Origin of the sequence: Oscillochloris sp. ZM17-4 (genome assembly GCF_019599295.1) — a bacterium.
Taxonomy (GTDB): Bacteria; Chloroflexota; Chloroflexia; order Chloroflexales; family Chloroflexaceae; genus Oscillochloris.
Genome location: NZ_JAIEWN010000003.1, coordinates 256134 through 277057, shown reverse-complemented (window position 1 = coordinate 277057; position 20924 = coordinate 256134). Strand labels below are relative to the sequence as shown.

The 20924-nt window shown below is 66.9% G+C and carries 21 protein-coding genes and 1 tRNA gene; 15 read left to right on the top strand and 7 right to left on the bottom strand.

Features of this window, described 5'->3' with window-relative positions; genetic code table 11:
* Positions 1–42: 42 nt before the first annotated feature.
* Entirely contained in the window at positions 43–1491 is a 1449-nt protein-coding gene (purF, locus tag K2Z83_RS04740) for an amidophosphoribosyltransferase (protein ID WP_220594012.1), read from the bottom strand.
* Positions 1492–1618: 127 nt separating this feature from the next.
* Positions 1619–2209 (bottom strand): Uma2 family endonuclease, encoded by a 591-nt coding sequence (locus K2Z83_RS04735; RefSeq protein WP_255603289.1) that lies wholly within the window; start codon positions 2207–2209, stop codon positions 1619–1621.
* Between the two features lie 188 nt (positions 2210–2397).
* Between K2Z83_RS04735 and K2Z83_RS04730 the strand changes: the two genes are divergently transcribed.
* From K2Z83_RS04730 to K2Z83_RS04710, 5 genes are all read left to right on the top strand, one after another.
* Entirely contained in the window at positions 2398–3153 is a 756-nt protein-coding gene (locus K2Z83_RS04730) for a 5-oxoprolinase subunit PxpA (protein ID WP_220594011.1), read from the top strand.
* Positions 3154–3227: 74 nt separating this feature from the next.
* Entirely contained in the window at positions 3228–3875 is a 648-nt protein-coding gene (locus tag K2Z83_RS04725) for a hemolysin III family protein (protein ID WP_220594010.1), read from the top strand.
* Between the two features lie 70 nt (positions 3876–3945).
* On the top strand, positions 3946–4593 hold the full coding sequence (pxpB, locus tag K2Z83_RS04720) for a 5-oxoprolinase subunit PxpB (protein WP_220594009.1): 648 nt from the start codon (positions 3946–3948) through the stop codon (positions 4591–4593).
* Positions 4594–4649: 56 nt separating this feature from the next.
* A complete protein-coding gene (locus tag K2Z83_RS04715) occupies positions 4650–5666 on the top strand; it encodes a biotin-dependent carboxyltransferase family protein (protein WP_220594008.1) in 1017 nt (338 codons plus the stop codon).
* Positions 5667–5705: 39 nt separating this feature from the next.
* Positions 5706–6113: a GNAT family N-acetyltransferase gene (locus tag K2Z83_RS04710; RefSeq protein ID WP_220594007.1), complete on the top strand. Its 408-nt coding sequence runs from the start codon at positions 5706–5708 to the stop codon at positions 6111–6113.
* 171 nt (positions 6114–6284) lie between these two features.
* On the opposite strand, the gene K2Z83_RS04705 is transcribed toward K2Z83_RS04710, so the two are convergent.
* Both K2Z83_RS04705 and K2Z83_RS04700 read right to left on the bottom strand, forming a co-directional pair.
* Positions 6285–6692, bottom strand: a complete 408-nt coding sequence (locus K2Z83_RS04705; protein WP_220594006.1) for a hypothetical protein — start codon at positions 6690–6692, stop codon at positions 6285–6287.
* 167 nt (positions 6693–6859) lie between these two features.
* The gene (locus K2Z83_RS04700) at positions 6860–10129 is read right to left on the bottom strand and encodes a BTAD domain-containing putative transcriptional regulator (RefSeq protein ID WP_370650063.1); all 3270 of its coding nucleotides are present in this window, start codon (positions 10127–10129) and stop codon (positions 6860–6862) included.
* Positions 10130–10237: 108 nt separating this feature from the next.
* Here K2Z83_RS04700 and K2Z83_RS04695 point away from each other — a divergent pair, with 108 nt between their 5' ends.
* Positions 10238–10531, top strand: a complete 294-nt coding sequence (locus tag K2Z83_RS04695; protein WP_220594004.1) for a hypothetical protein — start codon at positions 10238–10240, stop codon at positions 10529–10531.
* 76 nt (positions 10532–10607) lie between these two features.
* On the opposite strand, the gene K2Z83_RS04690 is transcribed toward K2Z83_RS04695, so the two are convergent.
* A complete protein-coding gene (locus K2Z83_RS04690; RefSeq protein WP_220594003.1) occupies positions 10608–11351 on the bottom strand; it encodes a 3-oxoacyl-ACP reductase family protein in 744 nt (247 codons plus the stop codon).
* 60 nt (positions 11352–11411) lie between these two features.
* On the bottom strand, positions 11412–12599 hold the full coding sequence (locus K2Z83_RS04685) for an acetyl-CoA C-acyltransferase family protein (protein ID WP_220594002.1): 1188 nt from the start codon (positions 12597–12599) through the stop codon (positions 11412–11414).
* A 373-nt stretch (positions 12600–12972) separates the two neighbouring features.
* Here K2Z83_RS04685 and K2Z83_RS04680 point away from each other — a divergent pair, with 373 nt between their 5' ends.
* From K2Z83_RS04680 to K2Z83_RS04665, 4 genes are all read left to right on the top strand, one after another.
* Positions 12973–13521, top strand: a complete 549-nt coding sequence (locus tag K2Z83_RS04680; RefSeq protein ID WP_220594001.1) for a GNAT family N-acetyltransferase — start codon at positions 12973–12975, stop codon at positions 13519–13521.
* Between the two features lie 287 nt (positions 13522–13808).
* Positions 13809–14600, top strand: coding sequence for an ABC-2 family transporter protein (locus K2Z83_RS04675; protein ID WP_220594000.1), 792 nt, complete (start codon positions 13809–13811; stop codon positions 14598–14600).
* A gap of 33 nt (positions 14601–14633) precedes the next feature.
* Entirely contained in the window at positions 14634–15431 is a 798-nt protein-coding gene (locus tag K2Z83_RS04670) for an ABC transporter permease (protein WP_220593999.1), read from the top strand.
* Positions 15432–15513: 82 nt separating this feature from the next.
* Positions 15514–16503 (top strand): ATP-binding cassette domain-containing protein, encoded by a 990-nt coding sequence (locus K2Z83_RS04665; RefSeq protein WP_220593998.1) that lies wholly within the window; start codon positions 15514–15516, stop codon positions 16501–16503.
* A gap of 117 nt (positions 16504–16620) precedes the next feature.
* On the opposite strand, the gene K2Z83_RS04660 is transcribed toward K2Z83_RS04665, so the two are convergent.
* A complete protein-coding gene (locus tag K2Z83_RS04660; protein ID WP_220593997.1) occupies positions 16621–18456 on the bottom strand; it encodes an FtsK/SpoIIIE domain-containing protein in 1836 nt (611 codons plus the stop codon).
* Positions 18457–18729: 273 nt separating this feature from the next.
* Between K2Z83_RS04660 and K2Z83_RS04655 the strand changes: the two genes are divergently transcribed.
* The 5 genes from K2Z83_RS04655 (at position 18730) to K2Z83_RS04635 (ending at position 20732) form a co-directional block, all read left to right on the top strand.
* The gene (locus K2Z83_RS04655) at positions 18730–19194 is read left to right on the top strand and encodes a GNAT family N-acetyltransferase (protein WP_220593996.1); all 465 of its coding nucleotides are present in this window, start codon (positions 18730–18732) and stop codon (positions 19192–19194) included.
* Complete coding sequence (locus tag K2Z83_RS04650) at positions 19191–19724, top strand: hypothetical protein (protein WP_220593995.1); 534 nt, start codon at positions 19191–19193, stop codon at positions 19722–19724. The genes K2Z83_RS04655 and K2Z83_RS04650 overlap by 4 nt, the downstream gene beginning before the upstream one ends.
* A gap of 48 nt (positions 19725–19772) precedes the next feature.
* Positions 19773–19973 carry a hypothetical protein gene (locus tag K2Z83_RS04645; RefSeq protein WP_220593994.1) on the top strand — a complete coding sequence of 67 codons (201 nt, stop codon included), beginning with the start codon at positions 19773–19775 and terminating at the stop codon, positions 19971–19973.
* A 1-nt stretch (position 19974) separates the two neighbouring features.
* Positions 19975–20049: transfer RNA gene (locus K2Z83_RS04640), tRNA-Asn, on the top strand.
* Positions 20050–20363: 314 nt separating this feature from the next.
* The gene (locus K2Z83_RS04635; protein ID WP_220593993.1) at positions 20364–20732 is read left to right on the top strand and encodes a hypothetical protein; all 369 of its coding nucleotides are present in this window, start codon (positions 20364–20366) and stop codon (positions 20730–20732) included.
* Positions 20733–20924: the final 192 nt, after the last annotated feature.

The window sequence follows — 20924 nt, the reverse complement described above, 5'->3', positions numbered from 1 at the left end:
GAGAGGTATGGAGAGAGTGAAACTCTCTCCATACCTCTCTCTTCACCTCACCTCAAACAGCTCTTTATCCAGCACCTCAATATCCACCGGGTACTCGCCGATGAAGCAGCCCTTGCAGAAGTTCCCCGGCTCGCGGCGGGTCGAGCGGATGAGGCCGTCGAGGCTGAGGTAGGCCAGGCTGTCGGCGCCGAGGTGGCGCTGGATCTCGGGGATGCTCATGCGGTGGGCGATCAGCTCGGGGTAGCTGGCCATATCGACGCCGAGGAAGCAGGGGTGGCGGATGGGCGGCGAGCAGACGCGGATATGCACCTCGGTGGCGCCGGCCTCGCGCAGCAGGCGCACGATCGGGCCGGAGGTGTTGCCGCGCACGATGCTGTCGTCGATCAGCACCACCCGTTTGCCGGCCAGGTTCTCGGCCAGGGCGTTGAACTTCAGCGAGATGCCCACCTTGCGCAGCTGGTCGTCGGGCTGGATGAAGGTGCGCCCGATGTAGCGGTTCTTGATCAGGCCCTCGGAGTAGGGGATTCCCGACTCCTGGGCGTAGCCGATCGCGGCGGGCACGGCGCTGTCGGGCACCGGGATGACCACGTCGGCATCGGCGGGCGACTCGCGGGCCAGCTCGCGGCCCTGCGAGACGCGCACGGCGTGCAGCGAGGCCCCCTGCAGCACGCTGTCGGGGCGGGCGAAGTAGATATACTCGAAGAGGCAGGCGGCCGACCGCGCGGCCGGCATGCGCGCGATCACCTGCGGCCCCTCCTCGGTAAGCATCAGGATCTCGCCCGGCTCCACCTCGCGCACAAACTGTGCGCCGATCGTGCCGAGGGCGCAGCTCTCGGACGCCACCACCCAGCCCCGGTCGCCGAGGCGGCCCAGGCAGAGCGGGTGCAGGCCCCAGGGGTCGCGCACAGCGAAGAGCGCGTCGCGGGTCAGCACCGTCAGGCAGTAGGCCCCCTGGGCGCGCACCATAAACACCCGCAGCTTCTCCTCCCAGGTGCGGCCCTCGCCGCCGGCGAGCATCTGGGTGATCACCTCCGAGTCGCTCGTGCTGGTCAGGCCCACGCCGCGCAGGAGCAGCTCGCGGCGCAGCGCGGCGGCGTTGCTCAGGTTGCCGTTGTGGCCCACGGCGAGCGGGCCGAGGGCGCTCTCGACCACAAAGGGCTGGGCGTTCTCCAGCTTTGAGGAGCCGGTGGTGGAGTAGCGGGTGTGGCCGATGGCGAAGTGGCCGACCAGCGGGCGCAGGTTGTCCTCGTTGAACACATGCGAGACCAGGCCCATCTGCTTATAGTAGCGCAGCCCGCGGCCGTTTGACACGGCGATGCCGGCGCTCTCCTGGCCGCGGTGCTGGAGCGCGTAGAGGCCGAAGAAGGTCAGCCGTGCGACATCGGCGTCGGGGGCGACGATCCCGAAGATGCCACACTCGTGCGCGGGCTTGTCGTCGCGCTCGAACGGGTCAAACTCGGGCATCGCTTCCCGCGTGCGGGTGCTCTCCATGGTGCGTGATCCTCCGCAGGCGCCACGCGCCCGCAACCTTTCCTCAATAATTGGTTAAGCCCTTTAACGAAAGTATAGCACAGCAAAACTCTGCTGCTGTCAGGCGGCTCATCGCGCAGATGACAATCTACCTGGCGGCGAACACCTCATCGACGCTCACGCTAAAGCCGTCCAGCAGCATTGAGTCGGCCCGCTCGCCAGAGCGAAACACCCCGTGGGCCACATAGGCATCGCCGACCAGCGTCAGCACGCTGATCGTCCCGCCGAGCGGGCTGACGATCCAGTACTCGGGGATGCCAGCCTCGGCATAGTCCGCCACCTTCTCCACCGTGTCGCGCTCCGGGTGATCATCGCTGACGATCTCGACCACGAGATCCGCGCCGAGCCAGAAGCGGTTCTGGGCGCGCGGATCGTCGGCGCTGCGAAGCAGCATAAGGTCGGGCTCGCGGTACCGCTCATGCCGGATCTGGACGCGCAGCGGGGCGAAGAGCACCGTGCCGTTCATCTGGTCAACAAAGGCAAAAAACATCCGGTAGAGAAATGCCAGAATCATCTGATGTTGTTGCGTCGGCATCGGCAGCACCTCAATAACCCCGTCGGTATACTCCATCAGGCGATTGGTCTGGTCGGTCAGCCCGAGGTACTGCTCAACGCTCCACGAGCCCTGGAGGATGGCAAGGTCAATCTCGGTCTCCTCGCCGGCGATCTTCATGCTCATCCGGGTTTTCTCCATCGCCACTGCCATGTGTGTCCTCCTGGGTGAGGGCTGCTGGCCATCTCTATTCCTCAGTATACCATTGCGCAAATCCCGGCCCTGTGCTACCCTCCCCTGTGCGATTGCAGATTGCAGATTGCAGATTGAGCGACGAGTCACACTCAACGCTCAACACCTAACACGCAACACCTATGCCAGCTATCGACCTGAACTGCGACTGTGGCGAGAGCTTCGGCCCCTGGCCCATGGGCGACGACTCCGCGCTGCTGCCCCACGTCACCTCGGCGAACGTGGCCTGCGGCGGCCACGCCGGCGACCCGGCGACCATGCGGCGGACGGTGCGGCGCTGCAAGGAGCTCGGCGTGTCCGTGGGCGCCCACCCCGGCTACCCCGACCTGCAGGGCTTCGGGCGGCGCAGCATCCCGATGGACCCCGCCGAGATCGAGGATATGGTGCTGGCCCAGCTCGGCGCCCTGCACGCCATCGCCCGCGCCGAGGGCGTGGAGCTGCGCCACATGAAGGCCCACGGCGCGCTCTACAACGACGCCGCGCGCGCCCCGCTGATCGCCCAGGCCATCGCCCGCGCCGTGGCCGCCTTCAGCCGCGACCTGGTGCTGGTGGGGCTGGCCGGCTCCGCGATGATCTCGGCCGGCGAGGAGGCCGGCCTGCGGGTGGCCCGCGAGGCCTTCGCCGACCGGGCCTACGAGCCGGACGGCAGCCTGCGCAGCCGGAGCCTGCCAGACTCGCTGATCACCGACCCGGCCCGGAACTTGCAGCAGGCCATGAGTATTATCGATAGCGGGTTCGCCCTCAGCGTCGATGGGCTCCAGGTGCCGATCTGGGCCGACACCCTCTGCATCCACGGCGACACCCCCGGCGCCGCCGCGCGGGCCGCCGCCCTGCGCGCGGGGCTCGTCGCCGCTGGCATCGAGATCCGCCCCTACTGAAGGGTTGTGCAACAATCTACGACGCGCCGCGTCAAACCGGCAGAGCTCGCCTGACCTATGAAAGAGGTGTCTCTATGCAGACAACCGGCAACGCATCGCGATTCAGCCTGGGCGAGATCATCGCCAATGCCGTGACCCACGGGATCGGGGCGGCGCTCTCGATCGCCGGGCTCGCGGTGCTGGTGGCCTTCGCCAGCCTCAACGGCGACGCCTGGCAGATCGTCAGCGTCAGCATCTACGGGGCCACCCTGATCTTCCTCTACCTCTTCTCCACGCTCTACCACAGCATCCAGGGGCCGCGGGTGAGCCAGGCGCTGCGCGTCTTCGACCACTCGGCGATCTTCCTGCTGATCGCCGGCACCTACACGCCCTTCACCCTGGTCACGCTGCGCGGCACGCTCGGCTGGACGCTCTTCGGGATCGTCTGGGGGCTGGCCCTCTTCGGCGTCGCCTTCCAGACCACCCTGCTGCGCCGGCACGTCGCGATCTCGCTCGCCCTGTACATCGGTATGGGCTGGGCGGTGGTGATCGCGGCCCGCCCGCTGCTGGACGCCCTGTCGCTGCCCGGGGTCATCCTGCTGGCGGCGGGCGGCCTGGCCTACACCCTCGGCGTGATCTTCTACGTCTGGCGCCGCCTGCCCTACCACCACGCGATCTGGCACCTCTTTGTGCTGGCGGGCAGCACCTTGCACTTCTTCGCGATCTTGCTGTATGTGATTTAAAGGTAGGGTCGAAGCATCAGGGTTGGCGCTCTGCGCCAACCCTGATGCTTCGGCCCTACATGATATCTATATGAGCTGGATCTTCCGCCCGATGGGCGACTCCGCACTGCTGATGGAGGCCGAGGACGACGGCGGGGCGGCCAACCGGGCCGCCCTCGATCTGGCCGCCGCCCTTGAGGCCGGCCCGCCGATCTGGCTGCGCGCCGTCGTGCCCGCCATCGCCTCGCTGCTCGTCTGCTTCGACCCGCTCGCGGTCAGCTACGCCGGCGTCGAGTGCCACCTGCGCGCCCTGGTCTCCGCCGGCGTCTCCGCCGGCGACCAGGGCGCCGGGAGGGTGGTGCGCGTCCCGGTGCGCTACGGCGGCGACGACGGGCCTGATCTGGAGGGCGCCGCCAGGACCCTCGACATCTCCCCCGCCGAGCTGGTCGCGCTCCACTGCGCCGGCCCCTACCGCGTGATGATGATCGGCTTTGCGCCGGGCTACCCCTACATCGGCCCGCTGCCCGATTCCCTGCGCATCCCGCGCCGGGCCACCCCGCGCAGCGCTGTGCCCGCCGGCTCCGTGGCGATCGCCGCCGGCCTGAGCGGGATCTACCCCGCCCGGCTGCCCGGCGGCTGGCACCTGATCGGCCGCACCGACGTGCGCCTGTTTGACCCGCAGGCCCGCCCCCCCGCCGCCCTCGCCCCCGGCGATATGGTGCAGTTTGTGTCATTGTAGATTGCAGATTGCAGATTGCAGATTGCACAAGAGATCGCCCAGACGAGGAGGACCCAATGCCCGAACAATCTGCAATCTACAATCTGCAATCTGCAATCGAGATCATCTCCGCCGGCCCGCTCATGACCGTCCAGGACATCGGCCGGCCCGGCGCACGGCGCTACGGGGTCTCGCCGGGCGGCGCGCTCGACCCCTTCGCCCTCGCCGCCGCGAACGAGCTGGTGGGCAACCCGCTCGCCGCCGCCGGGGTCGAGATCACCGCCGGCGGGGCGCGCCTGCTCATGCAGCGCTCGATGATCATCGCCCTGGCCGGCGCCGACCTCGGGGCGCGCCTGGACGGCCGGCCCATCCCGCTCTGGACGGCGGTCTTCGTCAGCGCCGGCGCGACCCTGACGCTGGAGGGGCGCCGGCATGCGTGGGGCGCGCGGGCCTACCTGGCCGTCGCCGGCGGCGTGGGCGTGCCGCTTGTCCTCGGCTCGCGGGCCACCGACCTCGCCGGTGGATTCGGCGGCATGGACGGCCGCCCGCTCCGCGCCAGCGACCAGCTGCCGCTGGGCGATACGGCGGCCAGCCTCGTCCCCCTGATCGGCCAGCGCTGGCCCGAGTCCGCCCGCCCGCCCTACTGCGCGGAGCCGAGACTGCGGATCATCCCCGGGCCGCACCTGGAGTGCTTCGCGTCCGACGCCCTGTCTACGTTGGCCGCCGCGACCCTGCGGGTCAGCGATACGTCGAACCGTATGGGCTACCGCCTGGAGGGCCTGCGCCTGCCCTACGCCCGGCCGTGCAGCCTGCCCTCGCTCGGCGTCATCCCCGGCACCATCCAGGTGCCCCCCGACGGCGCGCCCATCCTGCTCATGGCTGACGCCCAGACCACCGGGGGCTACCCGGTGATCGGCGCGCTGATCAGCGCCGACATGCCCCTGGCGGCCCAGCTGCTCCCCGGCGACACCCTGCGCATGCGGCCGACGACCCTGGACGAGGCCTACGATGCACTGGGCGCGCAGGCCGCCGCCCTGAGCCGCCGGCCCGACCCTGGCGAGGGCGATCTGCTGGCCGCCCTGGCCGGGGGGTAGAGCAGGGCGCAGAGCGCAGAGCAAACGTGGAGCACCAAGATGGTCATGTACCAGAACAGCCTCACCGGCGTGGACGCCTCGCATCTCCAGGGCTTCTTCGTCGGCTGGCCGAGCCCGCCCGCGCCGGCGACCCACCTGCGCATCCTGGCCGGCAGCAGCCATGTGGTGCTGGCCCGCGAGGGCGAGCGTGGGCCGGTCGTCGGCTTCATCACCGCCGTGAGCGACGGGGTCTCCTGCGCCTACATCCCGCACCTGGAGGTGCTGCCGGGCCACCAGGGCCGGGGAGTCGGCAGCGAGCTGCTGCGGCGCATGCTCGCTGCGCTGCGGCAGATCTATATGATCGACCTGATCTGCGACGCCGACGTGCAGCCCTTCTATGAGCGGCTGGGCATGCGCCCGTACAGCGGGATGATCCTGCGGAACTATGATCGCCAGAGCGGGGAGTAGCAAGGGGCCGGCACCATGTGTGTGGCGCCGGCCCCGGTGCGGGTGGTGTGGGCCTCGGGCAGGGTGTCTCGTGTAGATTCAAGCAGCCTTTTTGGACAAGATGCTGCGTGCTGTCTCATCGTGACGCCTAACCCCCGACTCCCAACTCCTAACCCCTGCGCTGAAAGCGCACTAGGCTGGGCCGCCCCTCGATATGACCGCGATCATGATATTGCTCAGCACCAGGATGAGCAGCACGACGAGGGAGGCCATCGGCGCCCAGCGGCCGAGCGCGCGCAGGGGGTTCTTGGCGCCCAGGGCCATGTGCGCCAGCCCGGCCGCGATCAGGCCCAGGATCGGGTGCAGGATGAAGGGGAAGCCCATGTAGCGCGCCATCCCCCCTGGCAGAGTCAGCAGAAAGACCCAGTAGATGACGCCGAGCGTCACCTGGAGGTCGACGAGCACCGGGAAGAATCGCTCGATCGGCCCGCGGGCCGCCCCCGGCTTGTACACCACGGTCATGTAGATCGCCACCGCGACGATGAGCAGCGGCAGGATCATCTCCCCAAAGATACGGTGGATGTTGAAGATGAGCAGCATACCAGGACTTTCTCGGCCTTTCGGCACCTATGCGTCTGTCACGTGTCGCTGTAATAGTCAGGTTTGACTATTAGTGACTAAGTTACAACATTCACGAGAAGTTGTCAACCCACATAGGAGAGCGCAGAGCGTAACACGCTCAACGCTCAGCACTCAGCGCTCAGCGCTCAGATCGGCTCATTACGCTTGACCCTCTCATAGAGGGCGACCGTCTCGGGGAGCGGCTCGATGCCCATATCGCTGCGGAGCGTCTGGGCGCAGCGGGTGTAGCTGCGCATCGCCTGAGAGCGGCTCCCGGCGCGGGCGTGGGCGCGCATGAGGGTCTGGTAGGCCTCTTCGTAGACGCTGTCGTGGCGGAGCACCCGCTCGCAGAGCTGGATCGCCTGGGCCTGCTCACCGTCGTCGCTGAGCCGCTGGGCGTGGCCGACGGCGGTGGCGAGGTAGCGGGCGATCAGGCGCTCGCGCTCCTCGATCGTCCAGAGGTCGTAGAGCGACTCGGCCAGGTAGTCGCCCCGATAGAGCTGGACGGCGATCTGGGCGTTGCGGCGGGCAAAGTCGGGGTCATCGCGGGCGGCGGTTCCGGCCACGCGCAGCTCGAACTCGTCCACATCGATCCAGACGCCGTAGGATGGGGCGAAGCTGTAGGCGAGGCCCTGGCGGCGGATGAAGAAGGGCTGGACGCGCGGCGGGCGGTGCGGCTCCAGGGCGGCGTTGAGGGCGTTCAGCGTCACCTTAAACTGGCGCTCGGCGGCGTCGAGGTCGGCCTCGGGCCAGAGCCAGGCGCAGATCTGCTCGCGCTGGATCCAGTGGCCGCGGTAGGTGAGCAGCAGCTGGAAGAGCTGGCGGGCCTTCTCGCGCTGCCACTCGCGGGCCTGGATCTCGTGGGCGCCGCGCCAGACGCGGAAGGTGCCGAGCATCTGCACCCGCAGCGTGTAGCCGGGGTGGTAGTCCTCCACCGCGTCGTCGGCGGCGATGTTGGGGAAGCCCTGGCGGAGCAGCTGGCGGGCCAGCTCGACGTGGCGCGAGATGCCGCGCCCGCGCAGCAGGAGCGGCACGATCGTGGCCATATCGCGCGGGCCAAACAGGCTGGGCGCGATCAGCACGCCCACATAGCCCTGGGCCGCCACCAGGTCGAGCAGGGCGACGATCTCAGGGTCGGCGCGGGCCGTGTCGGCGGTGCGTAGGGCGCTCAGGGCGCGCCAGAGGTGGACGATCGCCTGGCCGTAGACATCGCCGCCGCGGGCGAACCGGGCATGGGCCTGGTCGAGCCAGTGGGCCGCGCGCTCATCGCCCATGGCGGCCGCCGCGCCGCCGAGGGCGAGCATCAGGCAGGCGGCGGTCCACTCATCGCCGGCGGCGGCGGCGATCTGGAGCCCATCCTTGGCCTCGATCTCGGCGCGCACCAGGTCGCCGGCGTGTCCGTGGAGCAGGGTCTGCCCCATCAGCCCCTCGGCGCGGGTGCGGGCCACGCCCACCTCGCCGATCAGCTGCATGCCGGCCGTGTAGCGGGCCTGGGCCGGGGCCGTGTCGCTGGTGGCCACAAGCTGATAGGCGTGGCCGAGGCGCAGCTCGGCGATCGCCTCGGTGAGCCGCGCCCCGGCCTGCTGGGCATCCTCCAGGCTGCGCCGGGCCATCGCCAGGGCGCGGGCGCCGCCGCCGAGCATGGCGTAGATCAGCGAGAGCAGCAGCAGCGGCTCACGGTGGGCGCCAGTCTGCCGCACCGGGTCGCCCGCCGCGTCGCTGCGCAGCTGGTCCTCAAGCTGCCTGCGGGCCTCGTCGAGCCGCCCGGCGCGCAGCAGCAGGCGGGCCGGCAGCTGCTCGACGGAGCTCGCCTCCTGCCTCCTGCCTCCTGCCTCCTGCCTCCTGCCTCCTGCCTCCTGCTCCCGCGCGGCCCGCTCAAGGATCAGCGCGACATCGGCCCGACCGCGGTTGGCCCAGTTCTCGGCCTGGAGCCGCAGGATGCTGGCCCGGCTGGCGGCCCGCTCGCGGGGCAGCAGCTTCAGCGCCCGCTTGAGCAGGTTGGTCGCCGGGGCGGGCTGCACGGTGTCGAGGTAGACCTCGGCCTGGCCGCGCAGGGCGCGCACCTGGCCGTCGACATCGCCGACGGCGGCGAAGGCCGCCTCGGCGGCGCCGTAGGCGGCGAGTGCGGCGTCGAAGACGTCCAGGTGGCGCAGGGCGGCCGCCTGCACCTCGATCAGCGCCGGCGGCTCGCCCATGAGCGGGCGCAGGTGTCGCACCCAGGCCAGGGCGCGCTCGGGCTGGCCGGTGGCGAACATGGCCTCCGCCGCCGTCGCCAGCGCCCCCACGGCCCGCGAGTCGCCGGCGGCCGCCAGGTGGTGCAGCACCGCCTCATCATCGGCGTGGGCGCGGTAGTGCTCGCTCAGCCGCAGGTGCAGATCGTGCCAGTTAGCGACTTCGGCCCGGGCGCGGCGCACCAGAAAGGCGTGGAAGATCGGCTGGAAGGTTGGGGGACCCTCGGGCGTGTCTGAGAGGAAGAGCCTGCGCCGTCGGATCGTGGCGATCAGCTCGGCGGCCGTGGCGCCGTCGGTCAGCAGCGCTGCGGCCTCTGGCTCAAGCCGGCGCAGCGCCGAGGCGCGCAGGACAAAGCCGCGCAGCTCGCCGGGGAGATCGCCGAGCACCTCATCGGCCAGGTAGGCGTCCAGGGGCGCGGCGTGCGTGTCGCTGGCGCGCAGCCCGAGGGCGGCCCGCCAGTCGCCGGCCCCGAGGGCGGTCTGCATCGCGAGCGGCCACCCGCACGCGGCCGCGACGATCTCATCGGCATCGGCGGGCGGCGGCTGGCTGGCCCGGGCGCAGAGGTTTCTCAGCTCGGCCGAGGTGAAGGCCAGATCCGCAGGCCCGAGCTCCAGGAGCTCGCCGCGCAGGCGCGCGGTGTCGATCCCCGGCAGAGTCGGCGCGGCCCGCGTGGATAGGGCCAGGTGCAGGCGCAGGGGCTGCACCGCCGTCAGCCGCTCGATGATCGCCCGCAGCCCCGGTCGATCATCCGCCAGGTGGTAGTCGTCGAGCACGAGCAGCGTCTCATCATCGAGGGCGGCTGCCAGCTCGTTCACCAGGGTGTCGAGGGCTGCAGGCAGGTTGCCGGAGTCGGCCAGCGAGCCGATCCGCGCCTCGTTGATCGTGACCACCGGGCGGAAGGCGGCCGCGAGGTGGCGCAGCAGCAGGCGCGGGTCGTCCTCGGCGCTGATCCGGCACCACGCCGCCGGCCAGCCGCCATAGATCGCCAGCGCCGCCAGCGCCACCGTCTTCCCACTGCCCGCCGGCGCCGCCACGGTCGTCAGCGGGTACTCCATCGTCTCGGCGAGCAGCGCCTCCACGCGGCTGCGGCGCAGCAGTCGCGCGGGCTGGGCGGGCGGAGTCAGGCGGGTGAGCAGCAGCCCGCTCCCGCCGGCCCCGTTGCCGCTGAACTCATCTGTAACCACCTGGCGTACCATACACCTGTGCCCGGCGGCGTCGCCGCCGGGGCGTACACACGTATATCACATAGAGCGGCCTGTATAGGGCTATTGTACTCTTGAGGGATACAAGCCATGAGCGATGATACCACGCCTCCGGAGGAGGAGCCGCGCCAGCCCTACGCTGGCGCGGCCGATATGATGCTCCGCTCGGTGCAGGCCTGGAACGATCTCCTGACCACCAGCACCGACATGGCCTTCGATGTCGTGCTGAAAAACTGGGACTACAGCCGCAGCCTGCGCAACTCCGCAGAGCAGGCTGTCGCCGACACCATCAGAACCCAGCAGCGCCTGAGCCGGGAGATGCGCCAGGCATGGCAGGGCTACTCCGATGACGTCAAGGAGATCATTGAGAAGAGCGGGAAGTAGAGAATGTTAAATGTTGAATGTTGAATGCTGAATGCTGAATGTCCGACATTCAACATTCACAATTCATCATTCAACATTACATAAATACCCCCCCGTTCACATTGATCTGCTGCCCGGTGATGTAGTCGGCGTCGGCGGCGAGGAACAGCACCGCCTTGGCCATCTCCTCGGGCATGCCGAAGCGGCCCATCGGGATCTTGGACTTGATCTGATCCTGGACGGATTCGGCCACCTTCGAGAGCATATCGGTCAGGGTGAAGCCGGGGGCCAGCGCGTTGACCGTGATGTTGTACTTGGCCAGCTCGATCGCCGCCGTCTTGGTGAAGGCGATGATCCCGCCCTTCGACGCGGCGTAGTTCGCCTGGCCGAAGTTGCCGGCCTGCCCCACGTACGAGCTGAGGTTGATCACCCGGCCGTACTTCTGCTCGATCATGATCGGCATGGCCGCCGAGGTACACCAGTAGACGCTGTTCAGATTGGTGGTGAGCACCGTCATCCAGTCATCATCAGTCAGCTTGCGCATCGACTTGTCGCGGGTGATGCCGGCGTTATTCACCAGCACGTCCAGCCGACCCCAGGTTTCGGCAACCTTCTTGATCATTGCGCGGGCCTGGTCCGAGTCTGAGACATCCGCCTGGGCGAGCATCGCGGTGCCCCCGAAGGCCGCGATCTCATCGGCCACCTCCTGCGCGCCCGCGATATCGTTGTTGTAGTTGATGGCGACCTGCGCGCCCTCCTTCGCCAGCAGCACCACGATCGCCCGCCCGATCCCCCGCGACGCCCCCGTCACCACCGCCACCTTCCCGTCAAGCTTGCCCATTGCGCTAACTCCTCTCTGTAAGGGCGCAGCAGCGCAACACTGCTGCGCCCCGACGACTTCCTAGATCCGCTCGAAGATCGCCGCGATGCCCTGGCCGCCGCCGATGCACATGGTGACGAGGGCGTAGCGCCCGCCGGTGCGCTGCAGCTCGTAGATGGCCTTGACGCTGAGCAGCGCCCCGGTGGCCCCGATCGGGTGGCCCAGCGAGATGCCGCTGCCGTTGGGGTTGGTCTTGTCCATCGGCAGCTCCAGGTCCTTGGCCACGGCCAGGGCCTGGGCGGCGAAGGCCTCGTTCACCTCGAACAGGTCGATGTCGCCGAGCGACATGCCGGTGCGCTCCAGCAGCTTGCGCACCGCCGGCACCGGGCCGATGCCCATGTACTTCGGCTCGACGGCGGCGTGGCTATAGCCCACCAGCCGCGCCAGGGGCTTGTAGCCGCGCCGCTCGGCCGCGCCACGCTCCATCAGCACCACCGCCGCCGCCGCATCGTTGATGCTGGAGGCGTTGCCCGCCGTCACCGAGCCGTCCTTCTGGAAGACCGGCCGCAGCTTGGCCATTCGCTCGATCGAGGCGTCGCGGCGGACATTCTCGTCGGTGTCGAAGAGGGTCGTGCCGCCCTTCACCTTCAGCTCCACCGGCATGATCTGGCTCTTGAAGAAGCCGCCATCGATCGCGCGCACCGCGCGCTGGTGGCTCTCGACCGCCAGGGCGTCCTGCTCCTCGCGGCTGATCTGCCACTTCGCCGCCACGTTCTCGGCGGTGACGCCCATGTGGCAGTCGTCGAAGGGGTCGGACAGGCCGCCGACCAGCATGTCCACCATCTTGGCGTCGTTCATGCGGGCGCCCCAGCGCATCGCCGGCACGGTGTAGGGGCTGCGGCTCATCACCTCGGCCCCGCCGGCCACCGCCGCGTCGACGTCGCCCAGCATGATCGCCTGGGCCGCCGACACAATCGCCTGGAGCCCGCTCCCGCAGAGCCGGTTCACATTGAAGGCCGGCGTCTCTACGGGAAGGCCGCCCTTGACGGCGGCCACGCGTGCGAGGTACATATCGTGCGGCTCAGTGTTGATCACATGGCCGAAGACGGCGTGCCCCACCTCGGCTGGGTCCACCCCGGCTCGCGCCACCGCCTCGCGCACGATCATGGCCGCCAGCTCTGACGGCGGCTGATCCTTGAGTCCACCGCCAAAGCTGCCGATGGCGGTCCGAACACCACTGAGGACGACGACCTCACGATCGCTACTCATGCTATGACCTCCTTGTCGATTTCGGGCACGCTAGCACATGACATACGGCGAATATGGGCGTGAGTGAATGGGCACAACCCCTGCTCGGCGCATAGCTTAGGCAATGTGCTCCCTCAGCGTGCTCTGGCACGCACGATTCAGCGCTCTCTCTTGCCGGTTGCCTTGTCGTAGCTGGGATAGGTGTTATTATACCAGTATTGTTGGCCTGGGCAGGGGGGGATTTGCAACAGATTGTGCTATGTGCAGCAAAGAATGGTGGTGCGACTACCGCACGAGCGAAGTAACTCAGGTGTAACTATCTGTGATACAGTTCACCTATCTCACTTCCCGAGAGCTGAAACATCCCCAACGCTATTTCCATAGGAGACAGATCATGTCGCAGCGCATTGAGGCGGTCGGCAGCGTAGCACTCAAAGATGGCCGGACCGTGACCATTCGCCCGCTGATGGAGCAGGATCGCGCCGCTCTATCGAACTTTGGTCTGGGCCTGCCGAAAAATGATCTGCTGTACCTCGAGGATGATTTTCAGAACCCTGAGATTATTACCCGCCTGATCAATGCCAACGCCGCTGAGAACTGGCGGCAGGTTGTGGCCGTCACCGACGATGGGTCGATCGTCGCGTACAGCGGCGCGCTGCGCCTGCCCGGCTGGTCCTACCACGTGGCGAACATCCGCCTGATCGTCGACCGGGGCTGGCGCCGCAGCGGCCTGGGCATGTTTATGGCCCAGGCGATCGTCGATGCGGCCCGCGAGCTCGGCGCCGCCAAGGTGACGGTGGAGATGCTGGCCGCCCTGACGGCGGGCCAGGCGATCTTCAGCCACCTCGGCTTCGCCGTGGAGGGCCAGCTCGCCCGCCACGCGATCGACCGCGATGGCAACCTCCACGATATCGTGATCATGTCGGCCTTCGTGCGCGTCTAGCCTGCGCGCGGCCCGCCTCCCCAGATAGCCGCTGTGTGTAGCTCAGCTACGCACTGCGGCTATCTGGGCGTGCGCCGGCGACAATCGCCCTTCAGACCGATGCCGGCCCTCTGGGGCTAGGGTATGCTGGCTGCGGCTGCGCGGCCAGACGGAACTGCACATGCGCCTCGACACCCCCTCGGGCTGTCCTGGCGCCTCTCGGCGTTGAGGAGATGTAGTGTGGTACGGACATGCTGGCAAAGCCAGCATGTCCGTACCACACTACGAGTTTTGAGATGGATGACCGTATGGAACTGTACCTCGCGGTCGCCGCGCGCTCCTTCCGGCGGGCCACGACCTACCGCAGCGCCTACCTGGCCGGGATCATCACCAACGCCTTCTTCGGCGCCCTGGTCTGCTTTGTGTACCAGGCGCTCTACGCGGGCGGCGGGCGGGTGGCCGGGCTGAGCCTCAACGACGCGATCAGCTACGCGTGGACGACCCAGTCGCTGATCTCGATCGGCGGGGCCTGGATCGTCAGCGCCGGCATCTCCCAGTCCATCCGCTCGGGCGACGTGATCACCGACCTGTCCCGCCCCTGGAGCTTCTACCTCTACTGGCTGAGCCGCTCCTTCGGCGAGCGGGCCTTCAACCTGCTCGTCCGCGGCGCGCTCACCTACCTGGTCGGGGTGCTCTACTTCGGGGCGCGCCTGCCCGCGCCGGCCGACCTGCTGGCCTTCCTGCCGGCGATCATCCTGGCCATGCAGGTCTCCTTCGCCTTCAGCTTCATGGTCAACCTGACGGCCTTCTGGCTGCTGGATAGCACCGGGGTCACCCTGCTGTCAAACGTGATGCTGACCTTCCTGTCGGGCTTCATCCTGCCGGTGGCCTTCTTCCCGCCGGCGCTCCAGGCGCTAGTCCACGCCCTGCCCTTCGAGTCGATCACCGGGCTGCCGACGCAGATCTTCCTCGGCCAGCTCGCGCCCGCCCAGATCGCCCGCGCCCTGGCGACCCAGGCGGCCTGGGCGGCGGCGCTCACCGCCCTCGGGCTGGCCATGCAGGCCGCCGCGATGCGCAAAGTTGTCGTGCAGGGGGGGTAGGGGCGGCTCGCGAGCCGCCCCTACGGAGGAACAATGATCCAACTCTACCTCACACTCATCGGCGCGCGGGTGCGCTCGCAGATGCAGTACCGCGTCTCGTTCTGGCTTGAGCTGCTGGGCTTTCTGCTCGTCACCGGCCTGGAGTTCGCGACGATCGCCATCCTGCTCGGGCGCTTCGGCTCGGTGGGCGGCTGGGGCCTGGCTGAGGTGGCGCTGCTCTATGGGCTCACCTCCTTCGCCTTCAGCCTGGCCGAGATGGTGGGGCGCGGCTTCGACTCGCCCTTCGAGCGCATGATGGTCATGGGCGCCTTCGACGGCGTCCTGGCCCGCCCGCTCGGCGCCTTCTTCCAGGTGCTCACCGCCGACTTCCAGCTGCGCCGGCTTGGCCGCACCGCCCAGGCCGCCCTCGTGCTGGCCTACGCCTTCAGCCAGATCCCGATCGTCTGGACGCCCGATCGGCTGCTGCTGCTGCCCGTCACCGTGCTCTCCGGCTTCCTGATCTACCTGGCCCTGATCGTGATCGGGGCGACCTTCTGCTTCTGGACGACCACCACGCCCGAGGTGATCAATGTCTTCACCTTCGGCGGCGAGCAGATGGCCAGCTACCCGCTGAGCATCTACCAGGAGTGGCTGCGCGCGGTGTTCCTGTTCCTCATCCCGGTGGGTTTTAGCAACTACCCGGCGGCGCTCTACCTGCTGGGCCGCGCCGACCCGCACGGCCTGCCGGCCTGGTCGGCCTGGCTGGCGCCCCTGGCCGCCGCCGTCTTCTTCGGCGCGGCCCTGCGCTTCTGGCGGTTCGGGGTGAGCACGTATGCGTCGACGGGATCGTAAGGGCGCAGCAGGAAGATGAATGAGCGGCGGCGCGCCGCCGCTCATTCATCTTCCTGCTGCGCCCGTACAGGGGGAGGAAGGTATGGCCTTGATCGAGGTCGAGAATCTCCAGAAGTCATTCTCCCGCCCGGTGCGCCGGGCTGGGCGGCTCGGCGCCCTGCGCGGGCTGCTGGCCCGCGAGTATGTGACGATGGAGGCGGTGGCGGGGGTCTCGTTCACGCTGGAGGCGGGCGCGATGGCGGGCTACCTGGGGCCGAACGGGGCCGGCAAGTCCACCACCATGAAGATGCTGACCGGCATCCTGGTGCCCAGCGGCGGGCGGATCGAGGTGGGCGGGCTGGTGCCGCACCGCCAGCGCGTGGCCCACGTGCGCCGGATCGGCGTCGTCTTCGGGCAGCGCACCCAGCTCTGGTGGGATCTGCCGACCATCGAGTCCTTCGAGCTGCTGCGCCACGTCTACAAGATCCCCATGGCGCGCTACCGCGAGAACCTCAAGGCCTTCAGCGAGCTGCTTGAGCTCGGGCCGTTCCTCGACACGCCGGTGCGCCAGCTCTCGCTGGGCCAGCGCATGCGCGCCGACCTGGCCGCCGCGCTGCTGCACGACCCGGCCATCCTCTTTCTGGACGAGCCGACGATCGGGCTGGACGTGGTGGCCCGCGAGCGCATCCGCGGATTCCTGAGCGAGATCAACCGCGAGCGCGGGGTGACGGTGATCCTGACGACGCACGACCTGTCCGATGTGGAGCGGCTCTGCCAGCGGGTGGTGCTGATCGACCACGGGCGGGTGATCTACGACGGCGGTCTGGATCAGCTCAAGACCCGCCACGGTCGCTGGCGCACGCTGGTGGTGGATCTGGCCGACGCATCATGCGCGCCGCTGGTGGAGATGGCCGATCTGGTGCGCCAGGAGGGGCCGCGGGCCTGGCTGCGCTTCGACCGCGAGCGCACCAGCGCGGCGGCCCTGATCGCCGAGGTGGCCGCGCGCTACCCGGTGCGCGACCTGACCGTCGAGGAGCCGGAGATCGAGGCGATTGTGCGCGGGATCTATGAGCGTGGGGTGGGGGTGATCTGAGGAGGGGAGTGTGGCGGGCAGGGAGAGAGAATCTAGAAACGCCGCATTCTGCATTAGAATGCGGCGTTTCGTGTTTTGTTGGATGATGTTTGCGGCGATGTTTGCGCGCAAACATCCTCACTCGCCCGGCTTCTTCCGCTTCTTCTTTGGCTTCTTCTCCTCCTGGCCCAGCTTCTCGAACAACTTCTCGAACTCTGGAGGTAGTGTCGCGGCCTCGGGTTCGCGGGCGTCGTTCTCTGTGTTGGCATGCGCGGGCGATTCGGGCGCTCCACACTCCGCATCCGTGTCGATGATGATGATGTTGTTTTCCGCGTCCTGATGCTCGCTCGGCATTGCATCTTCACCACTCCGCATCGAATCGCCATGGGATGCAGAGCGGGTGCCGAGTAGCGGTGTGGTGCGGGCTGCCGTAGGTTCATCCAGCATGCCGTAAAAGGCATCGAGCAGATTGGGGTTGCCGAAGAAGGCTCGCGCCACCTTACGCGGGAAGCGCGATCGGGCTGGCTCTAAGATGCCGTCTCGCTCCAGCCGCCGTGCGATCTCGTCAAACATATCCCAGGAGATTTGTCCGCGAATACCCTCCATCGCCAGCAGCTTGGAGCGCACAAAATCACCGTTCAGCTGCCGACAGGCCACATCAAGCAGCAGCTTCGCGTTGCGCACGAACTGGCGCTCGTCCGCGTCGCCCAGGCCGCCGTCTGGTCCAAACTCCGCGACGCGCGATACCTCTAGCGTAACCTGCTCCGGGGTCACATAGCAGGTCTGGATCTCGCTGGTGCGCCCGGCCACGCGCAGGATGGCCCGGCCGGGAGGCAGATTGACCGCCTCGCTGGTCTGGATGATCAAATTGCTTTCGCGCCAGGTCGCACAAGAAAACGCAATCCTGTTCTCAAAGTTCGCGGTGATCATCGAGTCGATCACCTTGCTCTGCACCATCTGGGTGCCGATGCAGATCGTGACGCCGGCCGACCGGCCGAGTGATGCAATCCGGGTCATCAGCAGCTTGGCCCAGCTGCCCACCGACTGCTTGCCAATCTTCGTGGTGTCAGTGGTCAAAATTGCAAACTCATCGACTAACAGAACAATCCTCTTGAGCTTCTGGCCAGTCGAGCGCTCCAGGGCGCCGATCGAGGTGACGCCGGCGCGCTCGAAGATCCGGTTGCGCTGCTCAATCTCCTTGTATGCCTGGCCGAGCAGGTTCAGCGCCGACTCGGGGGCGACCGCGATATGGCGCACGATGCCGGCCTGGTCGCGCTTCCCCATCAGGCTGCGGTACAGCGAGAACTCGCTGCGCTTCATATCAACGAGCCACAATTCCATCGTGTCCGCGCTGTTGCGGCTGATGAATGTATTGATGATGCTGTGGTAGAGCGTCGTTTTACCGCCCCCTGTCGCGCCGGCGATCAGGAAGTGTTTGTACTCCATCAGATCGCCAACAACCTGATCGCCGGCGCTGTCGATGCCCATCGGCACCGCCAGGATCGGCGCATCGGGCGGCATCGTAAAGCTGTTGAGCGAGTAGACATCTGGGAAGGCCGCCCCGCCCAGCGACACCACGTAGCAGAACTGGCCGCTGGCCAGATAGTCTGCTCGCACGCCTGCGTTGAGCCGATCCACCAGCGAGTTGATGATCTGCTCGTCGCGCAGCTCGTCGGTGGTGCGGCCGATGGGCAGGCTGCGCTGGTCGAGCGGCAGCCATAGCTCATTCTGCGTCATCAGCAGCGGGTAGACGTAGCGCATCCGCCGCCGCTTGACCTTGCCCTTCTTCATTACGACCCGGCTGGCGAAGCCAAGCCGCGCCAGCTCAGCCAGCAGCGCATCGGCGTAGCGCTGCGCCTGGCGCCGCCGCCGACCGGCGGCGCTGTCGTGGCTGCGCAGATACTGGTTGATCCAGCGTGTAAGTGGAGAAATGACAACCCGAATTGGCGTGAACAGCAACTTGAGGAGGCGCATAATGTTCTCCTTGGTTGGAATCTTTCCTATTATCATTTTATCCGTTCATCATTTCAATACTCAACGTCAGTTCTTCAAAAAGAGGCTGCTGCAAATGTGAAAAGAGGCTGCTGCAAATGTGAAACCTTTGCTGTATTATCGGCGTATGGACACGACCGTCCTCATTCAGTTGCCGGATGGGACCTGGGCGATACTGAATCGTTCGATGGATTGGGGCCAGATCGTTATCATCCTGCTGTTGGTGGCACTGATGACGCTCTACATCTACGATCTATGGCACCGCACACGCATTTAACCTACCTCGCAAAATCCTCCCGCATCGGCATTCGCCCGTGGCATCGCCGCCATGATCGGCGGCAGATCGACCACTGGCCGCCGTATACCCCCACTCTCCCCGCTCATTGGCTGGCAGCGTCACGCGCCAGCGGTGAGCGGCTGTCATATGCCGTCGATCTGCTTGGCGTACACCTGACCGGGCGGATCAGCCTCCTGATCAGCGATAGCGCGGCCCGGCTCGGCATCGCGCTGCACCCTGGACATCTGGGCTCCGGTCTCGGCACCGAGGCGATGAGCCTGATGCTGGTCGTCGGCCGCCAGCTGGGGTTGTCCACGCTGCAGCTGGATGTGGCGGCGGAGAATATCCGCGCCGCCCGCTGCTACCAGCGCGCTGGATATGTCGCCGTCGGCGAGATCTGGCGCGGCGGCTATCGCTATGAGCTGATGGAGCGCGGTCTATGAAGCGCATCAACTGGTGGTTTGTTTTCGGCACTGCGGCGCAGCTATCCCTACGCGTTTTTAGCCTCATCCTCGCCGTTTATGTCGGGCTGGTCGGCGCCACGCTGCTGCCGCCAGGGTTTGACGATGTCCTGCGCGCAGATGCCGTCCGCGTACTGGCGCAGCTCTCGGATCTCATGTTGGCCGGACTCGCGGTAGAGAACCACGCGGTGGTGGCTTCCATGCCAGCTGCTTTTGTGACCGGCCTCGCGTTCGTGGCTGCTTGGAATGCCTGTAAAGACATCGTGGCCGATCTCAGCACCGATGCGGGGGTCACAAAACGCGAGTACATCCTGATGGCTCGCTGCGCGGCGCGCGGCTGCTCACTGAGCATCGCAGAGAGCGAGGGGTATGTCGCGGTTCGTCCAAATCAGTCACGAGAACGGCTCTGGCGGATAGCTGATGTTGAGCAATTTCTGCTCGATCTGGAGGGCACGGATGCACCCGCTTCAGCAGATCCTGTCAGCGATCGCGCTCATGCTGCTGCTCAGTGAGTTCTTCGACGCGATCGGCTATATGCTGTTCGGTCCAATGGACGATTAATGCTCTCTCAGCTACCAGCGTACCTATCGGCTGTTGCAGGGGACGCACTGAACTACGAGCTGCTGCTGATCATCACGTTTACGCTGTTGCTCGATATCCGGCGCCTGCTCCAGCGCGGTCTGCGCTGGTATCGCACGCAGAGCCAGATGCCCGAGGATCGATTGCGCGCCGCTCTCTGGAAGTTGTTGCGAGGTCAATAGCGCCGGGATAGTGTAACTGGAAACACGCTGCGCCTGTTACGCAGTAATGCGGGTTCAAATCCCGATCCTGGCCCCACGGCCCCTTGTATATCCGCTCTTAGCCCAAGGAGATGTCCAACAGCTACCCTTCCCGCTGAACTGCAGGCGGCCCTCGATGTCTTCCTGCTCCTGCTCAACTCGCTGTTCGACCTGGTCATCGGCATCCTCTTCCCTGCGACGCCGACTGCCCTCTCTGTCATCAGCGACTTCGGCCTTCTGGTCGCCCTCGTCTTTGGCACAATCGCCGTCGTCAAGAAGTTCACCAACTGGTAATCCGCTGGTGAACTGCACGCAAACAGGGCGGCAGGGGACAACCCTGCCGCCCTGTTTTGTTTAGGGGGAGGGGGGGAGATGAGCGCAACTCAAGGTGCGATTTATGCGCTGGTGAAGTGGCTTATCGACAACACACTGTCGTCGCATGTGGGCCAGATCGCGGTGCCCTTCGTGATCATCCTCCTCCTCTTGCGCTTTTTCGTTTGGACGAAAGCGACGGCCAAGGGCGAGCGGATGGACTCTATGCAGGCCGAAATGGAGTCGCTGCGGAGCGATCGAGAAGATGCGATTGTCCAGTATCAGACAATCCGCAGCTCTGGCTATCGCGAGCTGCGCGACCAGGGATTTTCGACCCGCGAGATTGCCATTCTTCGCCGGCAGCGAGCTGGCAGAGCGCTGCCCAGCCGTGAGGCTCAGCAGCGAAATCGCCGATTGAGGATTAAGTGATGACGCGCTGGAAAAAACGGCAGTCCGCATTGCTGTCCATGCTGCTGCTGCTTGCGCTGCTTGTATGTGCGTATCCTACTCCCTCGAGTGCAGCTATTGCCAATCCCTCGTTTACGGGTGTTGTCAATCCTGCGCCGTCTACGAACATCACCGGCGTTGCACCAGCGGGGGTATCTGCGTCAACCATTCAGA

Coding starts and splice junctions, on each gene's coding strand:
- K2Z83_RS04635 (WP_220593993.1), top strand. CDS start 20,364: ATGAGCGCAACTCAAGGTGCGATTTATGCGCTGGTGAAGTGGCTTATC.
- K2Z83_RS04675 (WP_220594000.1), top strand. CDS start 13,809: ATGGAACTGTACCTCGCGGTCGCCGCGCGCTCCTTCCGGCGGGCCACG.
- K2Z83_RS04665 (WP_220593998.1), top strand. CDS start 15,514: ATGGCCTTGATCGAGGTCGAGAATCTCCAGAAGTCATTCTCCCGCCCG.
- purF (WP_220594012.1), bottom strand. CDS start 1,491: ATGGAGAGCACCCGCACGCGGGAAGCGATGCCCGAGTTTGACCCGTTC.
- K2Z83_RS04705 (WP_220594006.1), bottom strand. CDS start 6,692: ATGCTGCTCATCTTCAACATCCACCGTATCTTTGGGGAGATGATCCTG.
- K2Z83_RS04725 (WP_220594010.1), top strand. CDS start 3,228: ATGCAGACAACCGGCAACGCATCGCGATTCAGCCTGGGCGAGATCATC.
- K2Z83_RS04695 (WP_220594004.1), top strand. CDS start 10,238: ATGAGCGATGATACCACGCCTCCGGAGGAGGAGCCGCGCCAGCCCTAC.
- K2Z83_RS04655 (WP_220593996.1), top strand. CDS start 18,730: ATGGCACCGCACACGCATTTAACCTACCTCGCAAAATCCTCCCGCATC.
- K2Z83_RS04715 (WP_220594008.1), top strand. CDS start 4,650: ATGCCCGAACAATCTGCAATCTACAATCTGCAATCTGCAATCGAGATC.
- K2Z83_RS04690 (WP_220594003.1), bottom strand. CDS start 11,351: ATGGGCAAGCTTGACGGGAAGGTGGCGGTGGTGACGGGGGCGTCGCGG.
- K2Z83_RS04710 (WP_220594007.1), top strand. CDS start 5,706: ATGGTCATGTACCAGAACAGCCTCACCGGCGTGGACGCCTCGCATCTC.
- K2Z83_RS04730 (WP_220594011.1), top strand. CDS start 2,398: ATGCCAGCTATCGACCTGAACTGCGACTGTGGCGAGAGCTTCGGCCCC.
- K2Z83_RS04670 (WP_220593999.1), top strand. CDS start 14,634: ATGATCCAACTCTACCTCACACTCATCGGCGCGCGGGTGCGCTCGCAG.
- pxpB (WP_220594009.1), top strand. CDS start 3,946: ATGAGCTGGATCTTCCGCCCGATGGGCGACTCCGCACTGCTGATGGAG.
- K2Z83_RS04680 (WP_220594001.1), top strand. CDS start 12,973: ATGTCGCAGCGCATTGAGGCGGTCGGCAGCGTAGCACTCAAAGATGGC.
- K2Z83_RS04650 (WP_220593995.1), top strand. CDS start 19,191: ATGAAGCGCATCAACTGGTGGTTTGTTTTCGGCACTGCGGCGCAGCTA.
- K2Z83_RS04645 (WP_220593994.1), top strand. CDS start 19,773: ATGCTCTCTCAGCTACCAGCGTACCTATCGGCTGTTGCAGGGGACGCA.
- K2Z83_RS04660 (WP_220593997.1), bottom strand. CDS start 18,456: ATGCGCCTCCTCAAGTTGCTGTTCACGCCAATTCGGGTTGTCATTTCT.
- K2Z83_RS04735 (WP_255603289.1), bottom strand. CDS start 2,209: ATGAGCATGAAGATCGCCGGCGAGGAGACCGAGATTGACCTTGCCATC.
- K2Z83_RS04685 (WP_220594002.1), bottom strand. CDS start 12,599: ATGAGTAGCGATCGTGAGGTCGTCGTCCTCAGTGGTGTTCGGACCGCC.